This is a genomic window from Nonlabens sp. Asnod3-A02, assembly GCF_045063755.1.
In the GTDB taxonomy this organism is placed as follows: domain Bacteria; phylum Bacteroidota; class Bacteroidia; order Flavobacteriales; family Flavobacteriaceae; genus Nonlabens; species Nonlabens xylanidelens.
Map to the genome: position 1 here is coordinate 615,802 of NZ_JBEFOC010000008.1, position 19,996 is coordinate 635,797.

At 35.1% G+C, this 19,996-nt stretch carries 16 protein-coding genes; 12 read left to right on the top strand and 4 right to left on the bottom strand.

What is annotated here, in order from left to right; translation table 11 throughout:
- Positions 1-32: 32 nt before the first annotated feature.
- The 9 genes from ACJJVN_RS12785 to ACJJVN_RS12825 all read left to right on the top strand — a co-directional run bounded on the left by ACJJVN_RS12785 (position 33) and on the right by ACJJVN_RS12825 (position 8,141).
- The gene (locus tag ACJJVN_RS12785) at positions 33-1,472 is read left to right on the top strand and encodes an O-antigen polysaccharide polymerase Wzy (RefSeq protein ID WP_405378519.1); all 1,440 of its coding nucleotides are present in this window, start codon (positions 33-35) and stop codon (positions 1,470-1,472) included.
- On the top strand, positions 1,451-2,704 hold the full coding sequence (locus ACJJVN_RS12790) for an O-antigen ligase family protein (protein WP_405378521.1): 1,254 nt from the start codon (positions 1,451-1,453) through the stop codon (positions 2,702-2,704). The genes ACJJVN_RS12785 and ACJJVN_RS12790 overlap by 22 nt, the downstream gene beginning before the upstream one ends.
- Positions 2,701-3,750: a glycosyltransferase gene (locus tag ACJJVN_RS12795; RefSeq protein WP_405378523.1), complete on the top strand. Its 1,050-nt coding sequence runs from the start codon at positions 2,701-2,703 to the stop codon at positions 3,748-3,750. The genes ACJJVN_RS12790 and ACJJVN_RS12795 overlap by 4 nt, the downstream gene beginning before the upstream one ends.
- On the top strand, positions 3,747-3,905 hold the full coding sequence (locus tag ACJJVN_RS12800; RefSeq protein ID WP_405378525.1) for a hypothetical protein: 159 nt from the start codon (positions 3,747-3,749) through the stop codon (positions 3,903-3,905). The genes ACJJVN_RS12795 and ACJJVN_RS12800 overlap by 4 nt, the downstream gene beginning before the upstream one ends.
- A gap of 285 nt (positions 3,906-4,190) precedes the next feature.
- On the top strand, positions 4,191-4,478 hold the full coding sequence (locus ACJJVN_RS12805; RefSeq protein ID WP_405378527.1) for a hypothetical protein: 288 nt from the start codon (positions 4,191-4,193) through the stop codon (positions 4,476-4,478).
- 35 nt (positions 4,479-4,513) lie between these two features.
- Positions 4,514-5,059 (top strand): putative colanic acid biosynthesis acetyltransferase, encoded by a 546-nt coding sequence (locus ACJJVN_RS12810; RefSeq protein ID WP_405378529.1) that lies wholly within the window; start codon positions 4,514-4,516, stop codon positions 5,057-5,059.
- A 2-nt stretch (positions 5,060-5,061) separates the two neighbouring features.
- Positions 5,062-6,270 (top strand): WcaI family glycosyltransferase, encoded by a 1,209-nt coding sequence (locus ACJJVN_RS12815; protein ID WP_405378531.1) that lies wholly within the window; start codon positions 5,062-5,064, stop codon positions 6,268-6,270.
- A 209-nt stretch (positions 6,271-6,479) separates the two neighbouring features.
- Entirely contained in the window at positions 6,480-7,577 is a 1,098-nt protein-coding gene (gene dprA, locus ACJJVN_RS12820) for a DNA-processing protein DprA (protein WP_405378533.1), read from the top strand.
- Between the two features lie 66 nt (positions 7,578-7,643).
- A complete protein-coding gene (locus ACJJVN_RS12825; RefSeq protein WP_405378535.1) occupies positions 7,644-8,141 on the top strand; it encodes a MepB family protein in 498 nt (165 codons plus the stop codon).
- A gap of 302 nt (positions 8,142-8,443) precedes the next feature.
- On the opposite strand, the gene ACJJVN_RS12830 is transcribed toward ACJJVN_RS12825, so the two are convergent.
- A complete protein-coding gene (locus ACJJVN_RS12830; protein ID WP_405378537.1) occupies positions 8,444-8,722 on the bottom strand; it encodes a hypothetical protein in 279 nt (92 codons plus the stop codon).
- Positions 8,723-9,283: 561 nt separating this feature from the next.
- The gene (gene yiaA, locus ACJJVN_RS12835; RefSeq protein ID WP_405378539.1) at positions 9,284-9,748 is read right to left on the bottom strand and encodes an inner membrane protein YiaA; all 465 of its coding nucleotides are present in this window, start codon (positions 9,746-9,748) and stop codon (positions 9,284-9,286) included.
- Positions 9,749-9,881: 133 nt separating this feature from the next.
- Here yiaA and ACJJVN_RS12840 point away from each other — a divergent pair, with 133 nt between their 5' ends.
- From ACJJVN_RS12840 to ACJJVN_RS12850, 3 genes are all read left to right on the top strand, one after another.
- Positions 9,882-11,336 carry a hypothetical protein gene (locus ACJJVN_RS12840; protein WP_405378541.1) on the top strand — a complete coding sequence of 485 codons (1,455 nt, stop codon included), beginning with the start codon at positions 9,882-9,884 and terminating at the stop codon, positions 11,334-11,336.
- Positions 11,337-11,425: 89 nt separating this feature from the next.
- On the top strand, positions 11,426-12,028 hold the full coding sequence (locus ACJJVN_RS12845; protein WP_405378543.1) for a thioredoxin family protein: 603 nt from the start codon (positions 11,426-11,428) through the stop codon (positions 12,026-12,028).
- Positions 12,029-12,181: 153 nt separating this feature from the next.
- Entirely contained in the window at positions 12,182-12,766 is a 585-nt protein-coding gene (locus ACJJVN_RS12850; RefSeq protein WP_405378545.1) for an FMN-dependent NADH-azoreductase, read from the top strand.
- Between the two features lie 91 nt (positions 12,767-12,857).
- Here the strand turns inward: ACJJVN_RS12850 and ACJJVN_RS12855 are convergent, their stop codons facing one another.
- Together ACJJVN_RS12855 and ACJJVN_RS12860 are read right to left on the bottom strand one after the other, a co-directional pair.
- Positions 12,858-14,897 carry a TonB-dependent receptor family protein gene (locus tag ACJJVN_RS12855; RefSeq protein ID WP_405378547.1) on the bottom strand — a complete coding sequence of 680 codons (2,040 nt, stop codon included), beginning with the start codon at positions 14,895-14,897 and terminating at the stop codon, positions 12,858-12,860.
- Positions 14,898-15,072: 175 nt separating this feature from the next.
- Positions 15,073-19,947 (bottom strand): DNA repair ATPase, encoded by a 4,875-nt coding sequence (locus ACJJVN_RS12860; protein ID WP_405378549.1) that lies wholly within the window; start codon positions 19,945-19,947, stop codon positions 15,073-15,075.
- Between the last annotated feature and the right edge of the window lie 49 nt (positions 19,948-19,996).

Sequence of the window (19,996 nt, forward strand, 5' to 3'; positions counted from 1 at the left end):
TTTTATCTTTATCTTAGCCATAACTTGCACCAATGATTTTAAGAAATATATTCATATTTGTTTATCTATTTATAACGGTTTTGTTATTTGCAACTTTTGAAGCTACTCTTGAGCTCTGGTTTGCGTTTTTTGGTAATGCAGTATTACTGACTTTTATTACATATTACCATATTTTTATTGAAAAATCTTACAGTCCTTTCTTAAGTGCCTACATAGTTTTTAGCTTTCTTTTTTTCTTAGTAGCACCTGTCACTCAGGCAAATATACTTGCTCCTTTAGAAAATGGAATATTTGATCATTACTTTCCTTACAAAGAGCATCTATTCTTAAAGGCAAATGGTTTAGTCGCTATTTTCCATACATCGTTTTTTTTGTTCTATGTAGGAACAAAAGGCTATATCAGGAAGAAAAAGGTATTGTATCAACCTTTGGAACCTAATGTCATTAGGTCCTTTAGGAACATCTTACTGATTATATTAATTTCGATCATAATTATTCCAATATCCTTTTCATTTATAATTGAAGAGCTTGCCAGGCCAGAGTATATCCCCTCTAGTTTTTCTCCAGGTGCCCAACTCATCCAAAAAAAGATTCTATTTATAATTCCTCTCGCTGGAATAGTGCTTTGCAAATATGTATTTGATCGAAAAGCGATTTCTACGCAAACTTGGATTATAAATTTGGTTTTGACAGGAATACTGTTATTATTATTATTATACTTTAAAAACCCATTAGTAGAGAAAAGAAATGCTTTAGGACCTATTTATCTCTTATTATTATTTTTGTTTTTCCCACGATTATTTAATAGCAATGTAAAAATGAGTTTAACATTGTTTGTTATTATGATTGTGTTTTTCCCTTTGGCTCAGATTATTACGCATTCGGATTATGGAATTTCAGAAATGCTTGAAAACCCAAGTTTATTTTCTAATGTGATAGATAAAGGTTCTTTAAGCAAGGGCTTTATGTCGCTTAATTACGACGCTTTTTGTAATATGGGTATCGTCATTGAAATAGTAGAAGAAGATGGACTTTTTTACGGATTCCAGCTATTAAGCGCTTTGTTATTTTTCATACCGAGAAGTATTTGGGAAGGAAAACCAGATTCTTCAGGAATAATAGTAGGTGATCATTTAATTGAAAAATATGATTATTACTTTGCAAATCTATCTAATCCAGTAGTGGCAGAAGGATATATGAACTTTGGACTTTTAGGGGTTGTTTTTATGGCTTTTATTTTAGCGATTTCCATAGTTTTTTTCTTAACATGGTTAAACAGTTCTGATTATTTAAAAAAAGCCGTAGCCTTCTATTTTGCAATGCATATGTTATTCCTCCTAAGAGGAGATTTTACAAATGGGTATTCCTACTTTATAGGAACTTTAATAGGTTTGTACGTCATACCTAAAATGATTATCAATCTATCTAATTTTATTTTTGAACAGAAAGTATGGGTTTCAAAGAAAAGCTAAAAGCAAAATTACCGCAGTTATTATATTACCTGACTATGGTTATGTTTCTTATGCCCGTAATTCCTCGTGGAGTAAGACCTGTGTTCATTGCTTTTTATGCCATAGGAGCTGTTTGTAGTAAGATTATGGACAAAGAGCCGTTTAAATGGGGTTATTTCTTACTTAATTCCAGTTTATTTTTGATGTATATAGTAAGTCTATCATACACAGAAGACATTTCATATGGTATGCGCAAATTATCTACTGGAGTTACATTGCTTATTTTTCCTCTAGTGATAGCCTGTATGAGCAAGAGATCCATTACCTATATTTTATCAAAAAGATATGATTTGATGTGGTTATACATCATTGCTACACTCATTTTAAATATAGGAGCTTTCATTATTTTTAGTCAACATTATAGCTTTGATGAAGTTATCCGGCATTTTGTAAATATTATAAGATCAGATATTTCAGGATGGAAAATCCATCCTATTTATTTGAGTATGCACATATGTGTATCGATTATATTCTCTCTTTTCTTAGTTCATAAAGGATTAAACTGGAAAAAACTTTTAGTCTTAGTTATTATGAATTTGGTGTTTATTGCTTTTCTATTAATAATGATCAAGAAAGGTCCTATCATAGCACTGATTCTAGTTGCCGCTTATCTAGTTTTAATGTTCAAAAATATAAAGTTATATATCGTTTTTGGACTTGGTGTAATAGGGTTAGTATCTGTAATTATCTTCAACCCTAAAGTGAATGAACGCTTCTCAGAGTTGTTACAAGTTCAAGATACTGATGCTTCCATGACTAATTCTACTAACATCAGGTACTCCATTTATAAATGTGTTTCTAGCGTCATTCCACACGCTGGAATAACCGGTTTTGGAATAGGCGATGGTAAAAATCAATTGATTAATTGCTATCAAGAAGATTCTAAATTTCTTGCAGATAATAGGTACAATTCTCATAATCAATATACAGGGATTATTCTTTATGTAGGATATTTAGGATTGCTTCTTTTCTCATCATTTCTATTATACCATATTGTAAGAGCCTTTTCAAGGAAAAATTATCTCTTCATAGCTATTCTACTTTTTTACTGTGTTGTCATGTTTTCTGAAAACATACTAGAAAGGGAAAATGGTGTTTTATTCTTTGCTTTTTTCATCAATTTATTTTTGATGCTAGATTATAACTATGAAAAAAGAAGGCCTCAGAAGGTTGATAAAATTATAAGCTTTTGAAAAACCTGATTCACATAACAGAAGATATTTCTAGAGCGAGTGGTGGAGTACGCACCGTTGTTAAAGATATTCATAGCAAGTTTCCTGAAGCACTGATTTTAGCCACAGAAGCAGATGTGGACGATAGTGAAGTAAAAGTTTTTGATAAAAAAGGACCATGGTTACACGCCTCCAGTTTAACAAAATTTCTTGCAGAAGTTCCAGAAAACTCTATTTTTCATCTACATGGTGTCTGGATGCATGCTCAATATACAGCTGCAAAAGTTGCTGCAAAAAGAAACATTCCGTTCATAATAAGTCCACACGGTATGTACGAGCCATGGTTGTGGAAGGAAGGCGCACTTAAAAAGAAATTGTATTTTAAAATATTGGCTAGTTCTGCTTTCGCGAAAGCGAGATACATACATGCCATAACACGAGACGAGCAGAAGAACCTGCAACAATTATTTCCTAAAACAGAAGTAGTCTGTATTCCTAATGCTATTTCTATAGAGAAACCTGTAACGCGTTCAAAAACCGCAAAGGCTTACTTTTTATTCATAGGACGTATTCACCCTAAAAAGGGCGTAGAACTTCTTATAAACGTATTTCAGTCATTACTAGACTTAGATTTTGAATTAAAAATAGCTGGTCCAGAAAACGACCACAGCCTACAATTACAAGAACTTGCAAAAACAGACGCTCGCATTTCATTTTTAGGAGCTGTAAGAGGAGCAGAAAAGCAACAATTGTATAGAAATGCACATGCATTTATTGCACCCAGCTATTCTGAAGTGGTAGGAATGGTAAATCTAGAAGCAGCGATGATGGCTACTCCTGTAATTACTACCTATCAGACTGGATTGTTAAAAGAGTGGAATGATCGAGGCGGCAGTTTAATCAATCCTAATTTTGAAGAACTCAAAAACGTCTTAATAGAAAGTAGTAACTGGTCAGAAGCACAACGTGATGATCGAGGTAATAATCTAAGAAATTTTGTCATAGAGCAGTATTCTTGGAAAGTTAATCTTCCTAAATGGGAAGCGCTTTACAACTCCATGCTATGAAATACCTCAAGTATTTAGCTCTTTTAGTTTTGTTACTTCATGGCTGTGCAGATTCTATGCCTGAGGATTTTCAGTTGTTTGAAATTTCACCATCACAGAGCTTAACACAAGAGCTCGATGCGACACGATCTGCTTTATTAAGTACAAAAGATTAACGAGAAGAAAAATCATTTAAAATCCAGTTTCATGGACAGTCTATTATTAAAACGATTAATGACAAAAGAGTAAAGTCCAAATTAAAAGATGAGTTTCCTAATGTAGATTTTGAGATTATAAACACTGCTCGTGGTGGTATACAAGTTCCTCAATTACTTCCATTTATTGAAGAAGACATTTACACTTCACCAGCAAATCTTCTTTTTTTCTATGCCTATGGTGGCACAGATACTGGTGAACTAAAAGAGTATTTTGAAGGCTTAAAAAACAATTTTAATGGAGACGTGATCATTTTTAATCATCACCTTTCTTTTCCTGAAGATGAGGTACAGAATAAAAAATTAACTGATCTAGAAGATAGAACATCCTTGAAAATGCAAGATCTCGCGATGGAATATAATTTTGGATTTATTGATTTAAGAGGAGAATGGCGTCGGTTTTTAGATTTGAATAAGCAAGTTCAACCACAAGATCTATTAAGGGATGGAATCCACCCTGATGATAATGGAAAACGAGTTCTAGAATGGATCTTAATGGAGCATTTCATCAAAGCGATATATAAAGAATCTTAAGCAATCACTTACATTTGTAACATAACAAATCAATATTGAAAAACTACCAGCAGCTAGACCAATTTCAATTACCGCCCAACTTCCGTGGTCGCGGTGCGATTACTGTACAATTATGGTGGCTTGTTCAAAATACACTTTTTGCTTGGTCACCGCAGTTTATGTATGGCTGGCGTAGATTTTTATTAAAAGCTTTTGGAGCAAAAATTGGTAAAAACGTCATTATTAGACCTACTGTAAGAACACAGTTTCCATGGAAAGTAAGCATAGGAGATCACAGCTGGATAGGTGATGATGTGGTTCTTTATAGTCTTGGTGAAATAGAAATAGGAAACCATGTGGTTATCTCTCAAAAATCTTACATCTGCACAGGAACACATGATCCACAAGCTGTAAACTTTGATATTTACGGTCATAAAATAATTATAGAAGATCAATGCTGGATCGCTACAGATGTTTATGTTGCTCCAGGGATTACCATAGGCAGAGGCACATTAGTAGGCGCACGCAGTAGTGTTTTTAAAAATTTACCATCTGGTAAAATATGTTTGGGCACTCCAGCTCAAGTGATAAAAGATAGATAACCTTGAAAGAAAAACACATCACATTCATAGGTCTTAACTATGCACCAGAAGATACTGCCATCGGTTTGTATTCTACTCAAATGGTAGAAGCACTAATTGATACTGGCGCGCAAGTAAACGTTGTTACAGCCTTTCCTTATTATCCACAATGGAAAATCGCTCAGGAATATCGAGATAGGCCTAACTACATTCAAGAAGATCATAAAGGAGCAAAATTGTATCGTTACAAACAGTACGTTCCAGAACAACCTACTTTTTTAAAGCGTGTAATTCATATTTTAAGTTTTACTAAAGGGAGTTTCTTCAACCTGAGAAAGATTAAGCATACAGACCTTGTAATTTCTATCGTGCCGTTTACAGCTAGCGCCTGGTTAGGTAATTACCATGCTAGAAAACACAAGGCTCAAAACTGGATTCATATTCAGGATTTTGAATTTGACGCAGCATTGCAATCAGGACTTTCTAGTGGTGGTAAAAAGTTTATTTTTAATTTTTTATTTGGTATTGAACGTCGCATTTTCAATAAAGCAAATGTTATAAGCACGATCAGTCATAACATGATTGATAAGTTAAAGTCCAAAACTAGCCAGCCTACTTATTATTTACCCAACTGGATTGATGAGAGTCAGGTAAATCCAGCTACGGCAAAGCAACATGATTACTTAAAAAGTAATAAATTTAAACTTCTTTATAGCGGTAACGTCGGTGATAAACAGGATTGGGATTATTTTCTCGCTTTCGCGAAAGCGTTACCACAACAATCTTATGAGATTATAATTGTAGGTGCTGGAGCAAAATACCAGCAATTAAAAGAAAGCATTCAACAAGAAAACATCGATTTTTACGATCCAGTTCCTTTTGAGGATTTATCAGATTTATTGTGCAGTGCAGATGCCCATTTTCTATTCCAAAAAACAGAAGTGCTAGATACCGTAATGCCCTCAAAATTGTTAGGCATGATGGCGAGTGAAAAACCGTCATTAATTCTTGGAAACAAAGCAAGCGAAGTAAAAACAGTAATGGAAAATGCAAATGCAGGACTTTATTTTTCTAAACCAGATGTACAAACTGCAGTAGATCAATTAGAAAAATGGCGACTTGATCCTGATTTGAGAAAATCCATGGGAAAAGAAGCGAGAGAATATGTTGTAAAGCACTTTTCTCGTAAAGAGATTTTGAATAATTGGGTTCATAAACTTTCTCAATTATAGAGATAGATTTTATAAATTATTTACTAAATAAAAACTCCTTTCCTTAGAAAAGGAAAGGTGGGCAAAATGAGTGAAACGAATTTTGGTCGGAAAGGCTGAAGATGTCTGTTCTATACTTGAAAGCATAAATAACATTAAATTCAATTTCATTTATCGCATCTAATGCTGTGATTTTTAAATTTTAGCTTAGATTTAAATTTACTTTTATCATGGACCAACAAGAACTTCTTTCTCTACTAGCACTCAAAAAAGCACCGTTAATAGGTGATATTATGGCCAAAAGATTGATCAGAACCTTTGGTAATGCGACTGGAGTTTTTGAACAGCAATACAAAGACATTGCTGCCGTAGAAGGAATAGGAGAGAAGAAGGCTCAATTTATAAGAAACAAAGACGGTCTGTTTGCAAAAGCAGCAAAGGAGCTGGAATTCATAGAAGAGAATAAAATTAAGTACCGTGTTTATTATAATGAAGATTATCCAGAGCGTTTAAAATATTGTGTAGATGGGCCTATCATTTACTTTGAAAAAGGAAACATAAACCTCGATAATCCATACACGCTGAGTATAGTCGGTACACGACAAATTACGAGTAATGGAGCTGCATTTTTAGAAAAATTTATTGCAGAGATAGCACCTTTAAAACCTATCATAATTAGTGGTTATGCTTATGGAGTCGATATTCTAGCGCACAAAATGGCGATAGAGCACGGTTTACAAACCATTGCGGTAATGGCACATGGATTAAATCAAACCTATCCACGCAATCATGCCGCGCACAATGAAGAGATGTTGCAAAACGGTGGTTTTATTACCGATTTTTGGCATACAGATAACTTTGATCGCAAGAATTTCTTGGGTAGAAATAGAATCATCGCAGGAATGAGTGAGGCGACTGTGGTTATAGAAAGCGCTTCAAAAGGCGGCTCACTAGTCACTGCAGACCTTGCTTGCGGTTACAATCGAGAGGTGTTTGCAGTTCCAGGTCGTGTGAATGATAAATATGCCATAGGTTGTAACGAGTTGATAAAACAGTCTAAAGCACACATGCTCACAAAAACAGCCGATGTTCCCTATATTCTAGGATGGAAGGAACGCGATGTAGCGGTGCAAAAACAGCTCTTTGTAGAACTTACTGAAGACGAAAAATTGATCTACCGCTACCTGAAAGAACACAAAGAAGAATTACTAGATTTAATTGCTCTAAACATTAAACAACCAGTCCATAAAGTAGCCTCTTTACTCATGAGCATGGAGTTAAAAGGTGTCGTTAAACCTTTGCCTGGAAAGCGATTTCAACTGGTATAAAAAGAGAAATTTTTTTGATAGGTGAGGACTTAAGTCCGCACCTATGAATAGATAAATACAATTAGATTGAATAAAAATTTCAAACAAATTAAAGAAGACATCTACGATAATTGCGGTCTCAAGCTATCCCATTATCAAGAAGAGAAAGAAAGCAAAGAATACGAAGCCTGTACCTTTCAACTTAACGAATTAAAGATTATTTCCAGAAGTTCTAAAATCACTCCTAAAAAAACAGGTCAGTTTGTGACCTTCTGGAAACGTCAAGGAGCTGGACCTATAGCACCATTTGATGACACAGACTCTTTTGATTATTTTGTGGTCAATGTAAGAATTGAAAATAAATTAGGTCAGTTTGTCTTCCCTAAATCTGTTCTTATTAAAAAGGGAATTATATCGACAAGTAAAAAAGAAGGCAAACGAGCCATACGTGTATATCCTATTTGGGATACCCCATTAAATGCCACTGCCATACGTACTCAAAAATGGCAGCTGGATTATTTTGTAGATCTAAACAACTCCAGCGAAATAGTAACACTAAAATCGCTCTATGGTATTACGAATTAAAGCTTTTTAAAATTGACATGCCAAGTGTTTGTCTTGGCATTGTCTAATTTATAGATGAGCTGTTAGATAATATATTTAATCGTATTAAATAAATTACGATTTCACCTTTTGGGAAATATCTATAGTACATAGTGGCTGGTGCATGAGTAAAAACCAATACTGGAAATCTAATCACCGCCAAACCTCATAGGTTTTTAAAACCTGTGAGGTTGACTATATCTATAATAAAAAACGACCTCTCCATAAGAAAAGGTCGTTCCTGTCATCAAAACAGGCTCGTTATTAGACACGAGCCGGTTCTGTTACATAAATTCCTTTAAGAACAAAGCAATGATTCCTAAGAGTACGATTGTTGAAATACTCAACGCAATCACATTATAAGTAGATCTTCCATTTTTATAGATCTGAATCCCAGAGAGAAGAACTAAAACCGGTGCCAGCAATAGCATAGGTATCATGAGCAGCTCATGAATGACTCCTGAAATAGTCCATTTAATCTCAAAGACGTGGGTCATGTAAACCCAGATAAAGAATAGCGCGTTTAAGATGCTAGCAACTAATAATGTTTTTAATCTCGTCATATGTTGTGGTGATGTATTTTGCCATTATAGTTGCCATCATACTAATATTGTCGCCCCAACCCTAAGTCACTAAAAAGATATATATATCCAGTTATGATCAAAGGAAAAATTAGTAGTGATATGATCTTTTCGGGCAGTTGAGCTTGTCTATTATTAAATATCCCAACTATCGTCATTATGTAGGTTGGTACAAGCCCAATAAATAAGAAAAAATGTAACAAGCCGTATCCTTGTCTATCGTGTATACCGCCAGAGTATAGTTTCATTCCAACGTCGTGCAAAATAATCAAACCTAAAATTATTAGGATCAAATTTTTCGGCCTGAGATGCTCAGAATAGAATACTATTATTGCTGTTGATATAATCAATGTTATTGGTGTTAAGATAATACCATTAGGAGCGAAGAAATGTCCAATTAGAAGATTTAAAACTATCACTAGTGTCGCAAATAATATTGATTTTTTATTAGAAATTTTCAAATGCCTCATAATTCCATTCTTATAATATTTACTAGAAATAATATTTTTAGATTTTTATTCTCAATTAACTCTGAATTTATAACTAGTTAGAAGCCCAGTTCTCATCAATAAACTTGACATCTCTCGTGTTTTTTTGCACGGCTATGGCTGCAAAAAGACTCAATAAAAATGACATACCGTAAAATCCTTTTTCACTTAAAAGTAAGTCGGCGTTCCAAAGTCCGATGATTAATAAAACGATAGATGCGATAGTCACAAACCAGCTGATGCCGTAGTAGATATCGGTCACGGCCAGGCCTTCTTGTTTATCTCTCACGGCTTTTTGCACTGATATTACAGAGAATAAACCGAAGAGCAGGATCACAAAATAGTACCCTTTTTCATTGAGCAACATCTCTGCATTCCATAATCCTATACAATAAGAAACCATTCCTACTAACAGTGCTGTCCAAGATGCGGCTATAAATGCTGCTGTCGGTTTACCAGTAAATGCTTCTGTTGTTTTAACTTCTTTTTTTTCGGTGTTGTAATTAACTTGATTTTCCATGTTGTTTTGTTTTGATGCTGCAAATATGTGATGAGTTCGTACTTGTAAATAACCTACTTTTGCCTAATTCATACGATTGAAAAGTATTTAGTTAAGCATATATTGCAGTAAAACAACAGATTAAGTTTTTTATATGAACGATTTAATTAGGCTTATTAATTCATTTAATAGCGATGAGGTGAGTGCTTTTCTCGCTTTCGCGAAAGCGAGAAACCAACGTACCGATGTAAAGAACATAGCATTATTCCAATTCATACAACAAGGTGCAAGAGTAGATCTCGATATAAAAATCTATGGAAAACCTAATAAAAACGCCCTGCACGCTCTCAAAAACCGTTTAAAAGAGAGCCTTATAGATTTTATAGCTATAAATGGTTTTGCCAGTGAGTCACAAGAAGAGATGCAGCTTTTTAAACTGGTGCTAGCAGCTCGTATATTCTTAGAGCGTGAACAGTATAAATTAGGTTTTAAAACGCTTAAAAAGGCCGTTTCTATGGCTATTGCGTTAGAATCTTATGTAGTCCTGCAAGAGATTTATTATACTCAGGTTCAATATGCGCATTTAAATGATGTGATGTCGTTAGAAGAAACGATAAAAGCTTATCAAGAAAATGAAAAACGATATCTAGCAGAATCTAGACTGGTGATGGCCTATGCAACGGTGCAAAAAGCATTAAAGACACATCCTGTAAATGTTTATAAGGTCATTAAAACACAGTTAGATCTTTTCCAAATTTCTATAGATCAACACCTTTCTTTTAAATCTCTATATCAATTAATGAATATCGCTACAGAAGCGGCAACTTTAAAGTCTGACTATGCTGGGGTTTATATTTTTATAAATCACATCTATGATATAGTAGAGTTGAAAAAGCAGCAGGCGGCAAAGCATTTGTATTACCATTGTGAGATATTATACCTCATGGCAGGTTCTTGTTTTAGAAACAAAGATTTTAATAGATCTCAATTATTAATAAAGGAGTTAGATCTAGAGATCATAAAACAAAAAGGGAAGTACAAAAAACAATTTGAAGAGCGTGTATTGCTTCTCAAAGCACTCAATTATAATTATACAGGTAATGCCGCAAAGGCGATAGAAGAGGTGAGTAGCTTTAAAAAAATATCTTTAAGAATACGACTGGCACATGCAACATTTTTATTTCAACAAGGGCAACCTCAGGAGGCGAGACGTGTTATAAATTCATTTATGCATAGCGATGTGTTTTATGAAAAAAAGGAAAATCTATTGTGGGTGCTCAAGAAAAATGTTTTAGAAATATTGATTTATATGGAACTCAATCAGCCAGATTTAGTTGAGTCCAAGATGCGTAGTTTTAAAAAGAAATTTAGATCGCGTTTGCTCGATTTAGAAGAAGATCGTGTGCTGACGTTTATGAGTTTATTACGTTTATACTTTGAACATCCTTTTCATATTACAGAAGATTCTTTTAAAAATAAAGTCACTGCTGCATTTACCTATAAAACAGTAGATCGAGAAGATATTTTTATCATGAGTTTCTATGCTTATCTTAAAGCAAAAATGGAAAATAAAAGCATTTACAACGCTACGTTAGAACTTGTAAATTAAATTACTAGATATAGTCTCAGGGAATAATGTAACATAGCTTGTGACTTTTGTCACCTTTTTTAAACTACTTGCCGCCTTACTTTTGTACTATGGAATTACAACAAATCATAAAAACAGCTACAGATAACTCAATTTCTTATCAAGAATATCGTGATCTAGTAGCAACACATACCGAGAACAATACCAACACAGGTGCTGAGGTTACTGAAGCACTAGCTAATTATACGATGCTTAACAACCAGCGTATGAAACGTCTGGATAAGACCATGAAGATTCTTCCCGAAAATCAAGAATTTTTAACGGCATTTGATAAAGAGGTATATTTTTTAATCATTACAGAAAGCTGGTGTGGTGATGCTGCACAAACGATGCCCATGATGAATAAAGTAGCGCAAGCTGCAGGTGTAGATCTAAGAGTCGTTTTAAGGGATGATAATCTAGATTTAATGGATGAGTTTCTAACTAATGGAGGTCGTTCTATAGCAAAGCTTATTTTAATAAATAAAGAGACAGGTTTACCAGTTACTACATGGGGACCACGACCTACTACGGCTACACAATTAGTTGCAGATGAAAAAGCAGCAAAAGGTGTTCTCTCTCCAGAATTCAAAGAAGAATTACAAAACTGGTACAACAAGAACAAGGGAAAAGATACAGAAAATGATCTTTTAAATATGTTGAAAGCTGTCTAAAAAGAATCTCTTCCCTCTATCAGCAAATGAGAACTCATAGAGGGAAATAGTTGTTTTAGAAATCTATTACCGTTAATTTTTAACAAACATTTTCTTTTTGTTTTAATCATTAATTCTTTTATTTGTACATACAAATATTATACCTACAACATTATGAATATACTTAGAATAGATAGCAGTCCGTTAAAAGAAGCGAGTGTAAGTCGTGGACTACTTGATGTGTTGCAAAATAAATTAGAATCTCAAGGACATGAAATAACTAGTAAAAGAGATCTTTACTATGACGATAAAGTTACCTTAGGTAGCCAAGACCGTTACATGGGTTATTTCACACCGGCAGATCAACAGTCAGAAGCTCAAAAAGCAGCAGTCGCAGGTAGTAATGAACTAGCACTAGAATTTGCCGCAGCAGATGCTTACATTATCGCAGCACCTATGTATAACTTTGGTGTTACGGCAGGTTTAAAAACTTATATCGATTTAATTTCTCGAGCAGGAATTAGTTTCAACTACCTTCCAGAAGGTCCTGTAGGTCTATTAAAAGATAAAAAAGCATACGTAGTCGTTTCTACTGGTGGTACTCCTGTAGGAAGTGAGGTAGACTTTGTAACTCCATACCTTAGAACTTTCTTAGGCTTTTTAGGCATTACAGATGTCACTTTCATTGAAGCAGATCTTTCTAATGTAAATAGAGAAGAAAGTATTGCAAAAGCTACACAACAAATAGAAGCTCTTTAAATAGTTTATAGAAATAAGTCGTATTAAAAATGCCAAGTGAATCTCATTCTCTTGGCATTTTTCAATTTAAAATAAGATATGGGAAATTTACTTAAAATCGTACCTCTATCCCTCCATAACCATTAATACCTGGAGCAGGCTCATAAAAACGTGAGCCAAAAGCATTAATCCTTACGTTATCTGTATATTCTTGATCAAGTATATTGTTTAAACCAGCATAAGGTTTTATCCCAATCTTCTTATAGGTAAAACTATAGCTAGTTCTAAAATTGATATTTTCATATCCATCAACAGTAGCTTCATTACTATCATTTGCATATTGCTTACCTACTAGTGATGCTTGGACGGTAGCAAAGAAGCCTTTTTCAGACTGATATTGTAATCCTATGTTTGTTAAGTGTTTTGGAATACCAGGTAATAAATTACCATCAAAGTTTACATCATCTACCACAAAGTCACTGTATTTAAATTCAGAAAATGTGTAAGCAGCAGTAAGTGACCATGCTTTTGTAAAAGCATATGCTCCTTCAACTTCTATACCTTTACGTGTAGTTTTTCCTGCATTTCTATAAAAAGTACGATCTGGAAAAGCAGCCAATTCAAATGGGACTAAATCATCTTCTGTATCGATGTAAAAAATAGCCGTTTGATAACTTAATCCTTTTGCTAATTTTCCTTTGATACCTACTTCATAATTAATAGCTTTTTGCGCTTCTATGTTTTCATTGAACCCTTGATCACCAGTAGGATTTGCAGATAACTCTGATAATGCAGGAGTTTCAAAACTTGTAGCAATGTTTGCATATACGTTGTGCGCTTTCGCGAAAGCGTAACTAGCACCTATACTAGGATTTAAAGAATTTAATGTGATGTCACCAGAATCGTCACCATTGTCTAAAAACTCATCTACTGCAGTAAGTTTGTTATAATCTAAACGAATTCCTCCAGTAAGATACCATTTATCAAGCTCTAAATGGTCGGTAACGTATATACCTAGGCTTGTAAAACGCTCTTTTTGATCAAGAGTTTGCTCACCTTTTATACCTTCTAGATTTCTGAAACGTTGTCTATCGTCATTTTGATATCCAAAATCATATCCTGCTTTTAAAGTGTTTTTCCCTTTTGAATAAGTGATGTTTGCACCTTGCCCTACATAATCCCTTCCTAAATCGATCAGACCTCCAAATTCAAAAGGCAATCGCCCTTCAAACTGTCTATTGTTATAAAACAAATAACCTTCTGCAGTGGTATTTGTATTGATATTCCAGATCGCACTTAGTCCAGCTTTAAATTGTTGTATCGTTTCTCCTGTTTGAAAAAGTACATTTCGGTCTCTTGCTTGTCTTCGGTCTTCTTCTACTGAGGCTAAATTGATACCACCTGCATCATCAGCTTGTGGAGAATCACTATAATTAAGTAAAGCCTTTAAAGTAAACTTCTCGCTTAATTTAAAATTAGCTTTTACGTTAGCATTATACTGTTCAAAACCACTTTGATCTCTGTATCCGTCTGACTTTACATAATTACCATGGAATATATAGGTTGCTTTTCCGGCATTAATTCCAGCTGTAGCTTGTAAATTTTGAAATCCATAAGATCCGGCAGTTACTTTCCAGGTAGAGAAAGGCTTTTCTATCTGATCTATAGTTTGAATAGAGATAACACCACCTGAAGCATTACCGTATAAACTAGAACTAGGTCCTTTTAAAACCTCTATACGGTCTATAATTCCCAAGTTAAGATTGTCTAATTGTCCTTGACCATCTGGTGTAGTTTCAGGAATCCCATCTACTATTAATTTTATTCCACGTATCCCAAAAGCAGATCTCGCACCGAATCCACGCATAGAAACCCTTAAATCTTGAGCAAAATTATTGGCATTTTGAGTAAAAACACCTGGAGTCTGTTGTGTGTATTCTTGTAGAGAAAGTTGCTGTCTTGTTGCATCATCATCTGTTGCTTGATAAACAGATACCGCTGCAGGTAATTTTTGTGCTGTAGTAGAAATACGTGCAGACTTAATGTAAACAGTATCAATTTTTTGAGACGTTGTTGGTGTCTTGGTCTGGCTATAACCTAGTTTAATAAAAGCTGTACATAGGATAGAATAGCAAAGTAATGTTTTCTTCAATGAATTGATATTTTTGCGAAAATTACACCTTTAACATATGCTATTCAAGAATATTTAAAGCAAAAAAAAATGCTAAGAGGTTTTTATTCTCTTAGCATTTCTATTATCAATCATTCGTAAATTATTGATTACAGGCTATAAAACAATACTTTAAGTGGTCTTAGCTTCATATATATTACTTACTAAGCCCTTTCCTCAACACTTCTTTAATGCCTTCTAGATTCTCGGTAAAATCCATCATTTGACTCAGGACTTGAGACATCTGGTTTTGTCCACCTAGACCGCTAAGCTTATTGTTCTTGGCAAAAATCCCTTTGATGTCTTCCCATCGTTGTTGCTCTTCTGTAGTGATGGTGTTGACGAGTTCTTTATACTTCAACAGGTTGGCTTCAGCAGCACTAGTTAAGGTTTGTGATTCACTTTCATAATGTGATAATAAGAGCGTTTGCAACTCTTTATCGTCCATTATAGGAACTACCTTAGCGACCAGTTTATTCATATCACGGTAAGAACCTTGTAGTTTAAAACTAGGCTCAGTACGGTAAGTGTCTTCCATTCCTGCGCTTGCGATGTAGGTCTGGTTCACTTTAAGAACGGTATCACGTATTTTTAATACCTTCTCAAGTACAGCTATATAATCTGCTATTTCTTGATTGCTGTGGTTTCCTTTCAACTCATTATCACTTGCTCCGTTTTGAACACGATCTATAAGCGCATACACATCATCAAAATGCTTGTTACTCAATTGTTGCAATACAGGATTACTAGTCAGTGCATTTTCTACGAGACTCAATTCAAATAAATGAGCTGTATCACCTATAATATCACCTAGATTATAAATATCGGCACGGTTAGCAAGCATATCTGGAATCTGGAACTTATCTCCACTTTCAGTATATGGGTTACCAGCCATAATCACGCAAAATTTCTTACTACGTAAATCATAGGTCTTCGGCTTTCCATTATAAACTCCTTCAATCTTACGTGTTCCATCAGACAGGCTGATGAACTTCTGTAAAAACTCAGGATTACAGTGTTGAATATCATCTAGATATAACATCACATTATCACCCATTTCAAAAGCAAGATTCAGCTTTTTAAGCTCTTCTCTCGTTGCTGCATTAGTTGCTGCTTCAGGATCGACTGATGTAATCTCATGACCTATCGCTGGACCATTTATTTTCATAAATATCAAGCCTAATCGGTTTGCTACATATTCCATCAAGGTTGTTTTACCATAACCTGGTGGTGATATGAGTAGCAATAATCCCATGCGATCGGTACGTTTTGTATCACCTACCGTACCTAATTGTTTGGCAAGATTATCACCTATTAGTGGGAAATATACTTGATCGATCAATTTATTACGGACAAAAGAACTCAATACACGTGGTTTAAATTCTTCTAATCGCAAGGACTCTTTTAACTCTTCAGTTACCTCTTGCTTTGCTTTTCTAAAGGTTTCATAAGCAGGTACTTTTATCGTTGTAAAGTGCTCTAGTGTATGTACAAACTCATGATAATTAAACACAAACACACCTTCTTCAATCGTCTGGTGCGACCCTTTTAATCCATTGATGTTTTCACTAGGTGAGATGGCAACTGTTTTATCAGCTGTCAGCTCTCCATAAAGTATGTTTGCCACACATTCGTTTACATATGTCAGTAAAGATTGTTTTGAGTCCGCTTTCGCGAAAGCGGAAACCCAATGTCTCACCAGTTCCACTTTAGACTTCTCGTCCTCACAAGCTTCTAGACTTTTCTTAAATTTTAAATCGGCATTTTGAGATTTTATTTTCTTTTCAAAAGCTTCTTTTAATTGAATAGCGCTCGTGCTTACTGTGAAATGATCATTGTCTTTAAGTTCATTGAATAAGTAACTTGCGATAGATAAACTATTAGCAGACTCAGAAGTTTTAAAAATCTCATCAGCTAGTTCTTCTATTATAAAGTCGTACTCCTTACTATCTGGAAAAACAGATAATACCTCACCAGCACTTTTTAATATACGGTTGAGGTTAGATTGATGTTTGGTATCTAGTGCATTCCAGTAAAACTGTGCTTGCGCTCTCGTATTTGGGTCATAAGTGAGTAAGCCCAGATCATGGTGTTTATGTAATAAAACACTTAAATATTGAGCAGCGTCATGGTCATGAACACCTTTTACATAACCACCAGAATAGTTACCACTCGCGATTTCTTGAACAGTTGTCAGCAAATCTGCCGGACTCATTATTCTTAAAGCTTCTTTATCTCCAGATTTAAAAATAGAGTAGGCGAGGTAGGCAGATCGATAGACTTGGTTATTTTCAGAAACTAAATCTTGATTCCATATTCCTTGAGATTGTGTGAGAATCTCATTATGCAATTCTTGATAAAAGTCAGTTCCTGTTAGGTGATAGAACAGCGCATTATCCTTAAATACAATGGTCAGGTCTAGCTGCTGTTTATTAACACCAAATTTATGTTTCCCTAGCTTGATGATGTTATCACCATCTTCATAAAGTTCGTTCTTATCCTTGAGTTTTCTCAAAGCATCTTCACGAGCCACTTTAAGCGCTGTTTCAATCGCTTCGGCTTTTCCGGCATCATCGAGATCTTTTAATTGCACGACGATGTCGCGCACTTTATTGATCATTAAATCACTGGCAAAATAACCGTTGATTTCGGTAACGCTATCTAATGATTGTGCTCTTTTTTGAACACCTTTTAGAATACGCTCTGCAGCATTTTGAAATGCCATCGCCTTTTTATTGCGCGCTTCTACCAGACTACTTTTACGATTATCAAAAGCAGCGTAAACCTCTTCACGCTTGCCTATAATCTCTGTAATGTACTCTTCATAATCGGCAAATTTCCCTTCTAACTCCTCTAGTTGTATAGAAACTTTGGTAAGAAATTCATCACACTTTTCTGGTGTGTTTGCAATGTCCAGATAATTGATAATACTCTGGTCAATCAGCTTTAACTGTGCGGCAAAATCTGCTTGCGCTTCTTTTTTACCTACGGTTTTTACTTTATTCTTAATCGCCGCTTTTACCTGATTTATGGTGGCAAAAATCAACGATATGTTCTCAATAATCTTAGTAGAGTGAGAAGTGTCTTCTATCTCCAGATTAGAAACGATGTCTATTAAAAGCTCGAGATCTTCAGCAATTTGATTCACTTCTTTCTCAAGATTTTTAATCTCGATCACTTTTTTTGTGTCGTCTAGTGCTTTTTGCTTTTCGGCAACAGCATCGTGATAAGGAGCGAGTGCTTTATCATCGAGTAAAAAAGTAACTGCACGACGTGAAATTACTTCATTTTGTTCTACGATTTGCTCCTCGATTCCTTTGATGAAATCGGTATCTACATAACGTATTTCATAAAGACCTATGGCTTCACCTCGCAAACTGCGCAGCTGAGTCAGTAGCTCTACAAAATCATTGATAGACTTAAATGAGGTGCTTTTTATTTTGCCAAAAAGCTCATCTGCCTTTTTAGAAATATCTCTAGTATCTGCAGCTGCTTGTTTGCGCAGCTGTTTTACTTTCTCAAACTCGTCAATTGCTGCGTTAGACGCTTTGTTGATCTCGTTAAGAGGTAGATTAATTTGTTTAGTTTCCTCTTCAGGCAACCAGTAATAGGCATCTAGAATATCTTTTGAAGAACGTGCAATGTCATCATATAAACCACCATAACTATCTTCTTTATTAAGAAGCGTGAGCAGCTCATTTGCCTGCGCCATGGCTTTAACAATATCCTTGTTACCTATCTTAAATAACATCGTGTCTTGATGCTCAGACGGCATGATATTACCTTTTAAATATGGTGTTTGCCATATTTGCATCATGTGATGCTTGGTCTGTTCATCTTCTGTGCGGAAATAACACAACTCACCTTGTTCTAGAATCGTAAATCCATTACAAACGATAGGTGTCTTTACTGTTTGATCAATCACATTGTAAGACATGAGTACATACAATCCCTGTGCGGCATTATAAAATACATACAAATGATCTTCACCATTAGGTGATGCGATTCTTTGCTGAAATTTTAATTTACCAGCATCGCTAGGGAATACGTTATACTCTCCAGTTTGCAAGTAATAACCACTCGGGAAAATAATACCTTGATCATCTGGTAGCAATACTGCAGCCTCTGCAATACTATTGATGCGTTCTACTTCCTTAATCTTGTGGTTGTACACAAAATAACGAGGCTCTTCTTGAAACGGTTTTATTTCTAGAACAATAAGATTGCCTAAATCGGCATAACGATATTGCCCGTCATCTAGTGTCTGGTCGCGGTGTTCTACATCTTCACGATAAATTCCCTGACCATCGTCGGTATTATCTTCAACCTTTATGGTTAAATCACCACCTATAGTTTCTACAAAAACCTTGTCTAGAATCGATACATGTCCATGCACACCAGCACGTTGATTATCGCGTCCAGCTTCTTTCCACTGGAAACCATATTGAGCTGGAAAACGATATTCATGCTCACTACGATTGTCTACATATTGTAAACCATCATCAGTTATCAACCACTTAAAAGTCTTGATATCCGTAACAGAATCACTAAGTTGAAATACCATATGCAGGTAATTCCCCATAATCGCAAACTTGGAAAATATCGTGTTGCGATAGTATTTGTACAGATTTTCAAAATCAGTCTGAAAAATAGGATCTGTGATGAGGTTTAATTTGTTCCCGCTTTCGCGAAAGCGTAACGCATCACCATCCACACCGTCACGATCAAACTCATAGATACTAAAAACATCACTCAATTGCATCTCAGTGCGCAATCCTAGATGCACGTTGTACCCAAAGATGCTGTATTTACCGATGGTCACGATGTCACGGGCGATACAGTTATTTTCTGTATTCACGCGGTCGTTTGCAATCAGTCGTGTTTCTAGAGAACCGAAGACCTTTTTACGTTCTTCATTAAGCTCATTAAGTCGTTGCTGCAAGTCATTCTTTTGCTTGAGCAAACGGCTCTGGATGATCTCGTAAGTTCCTGAGTCTAATTGTGTAGTATCTTTTATATCTTTTTCTGCCATTGATTTCTAGTTAGTAGCGCATCGCATGCGCCTTCTCAGTATTGGGGTG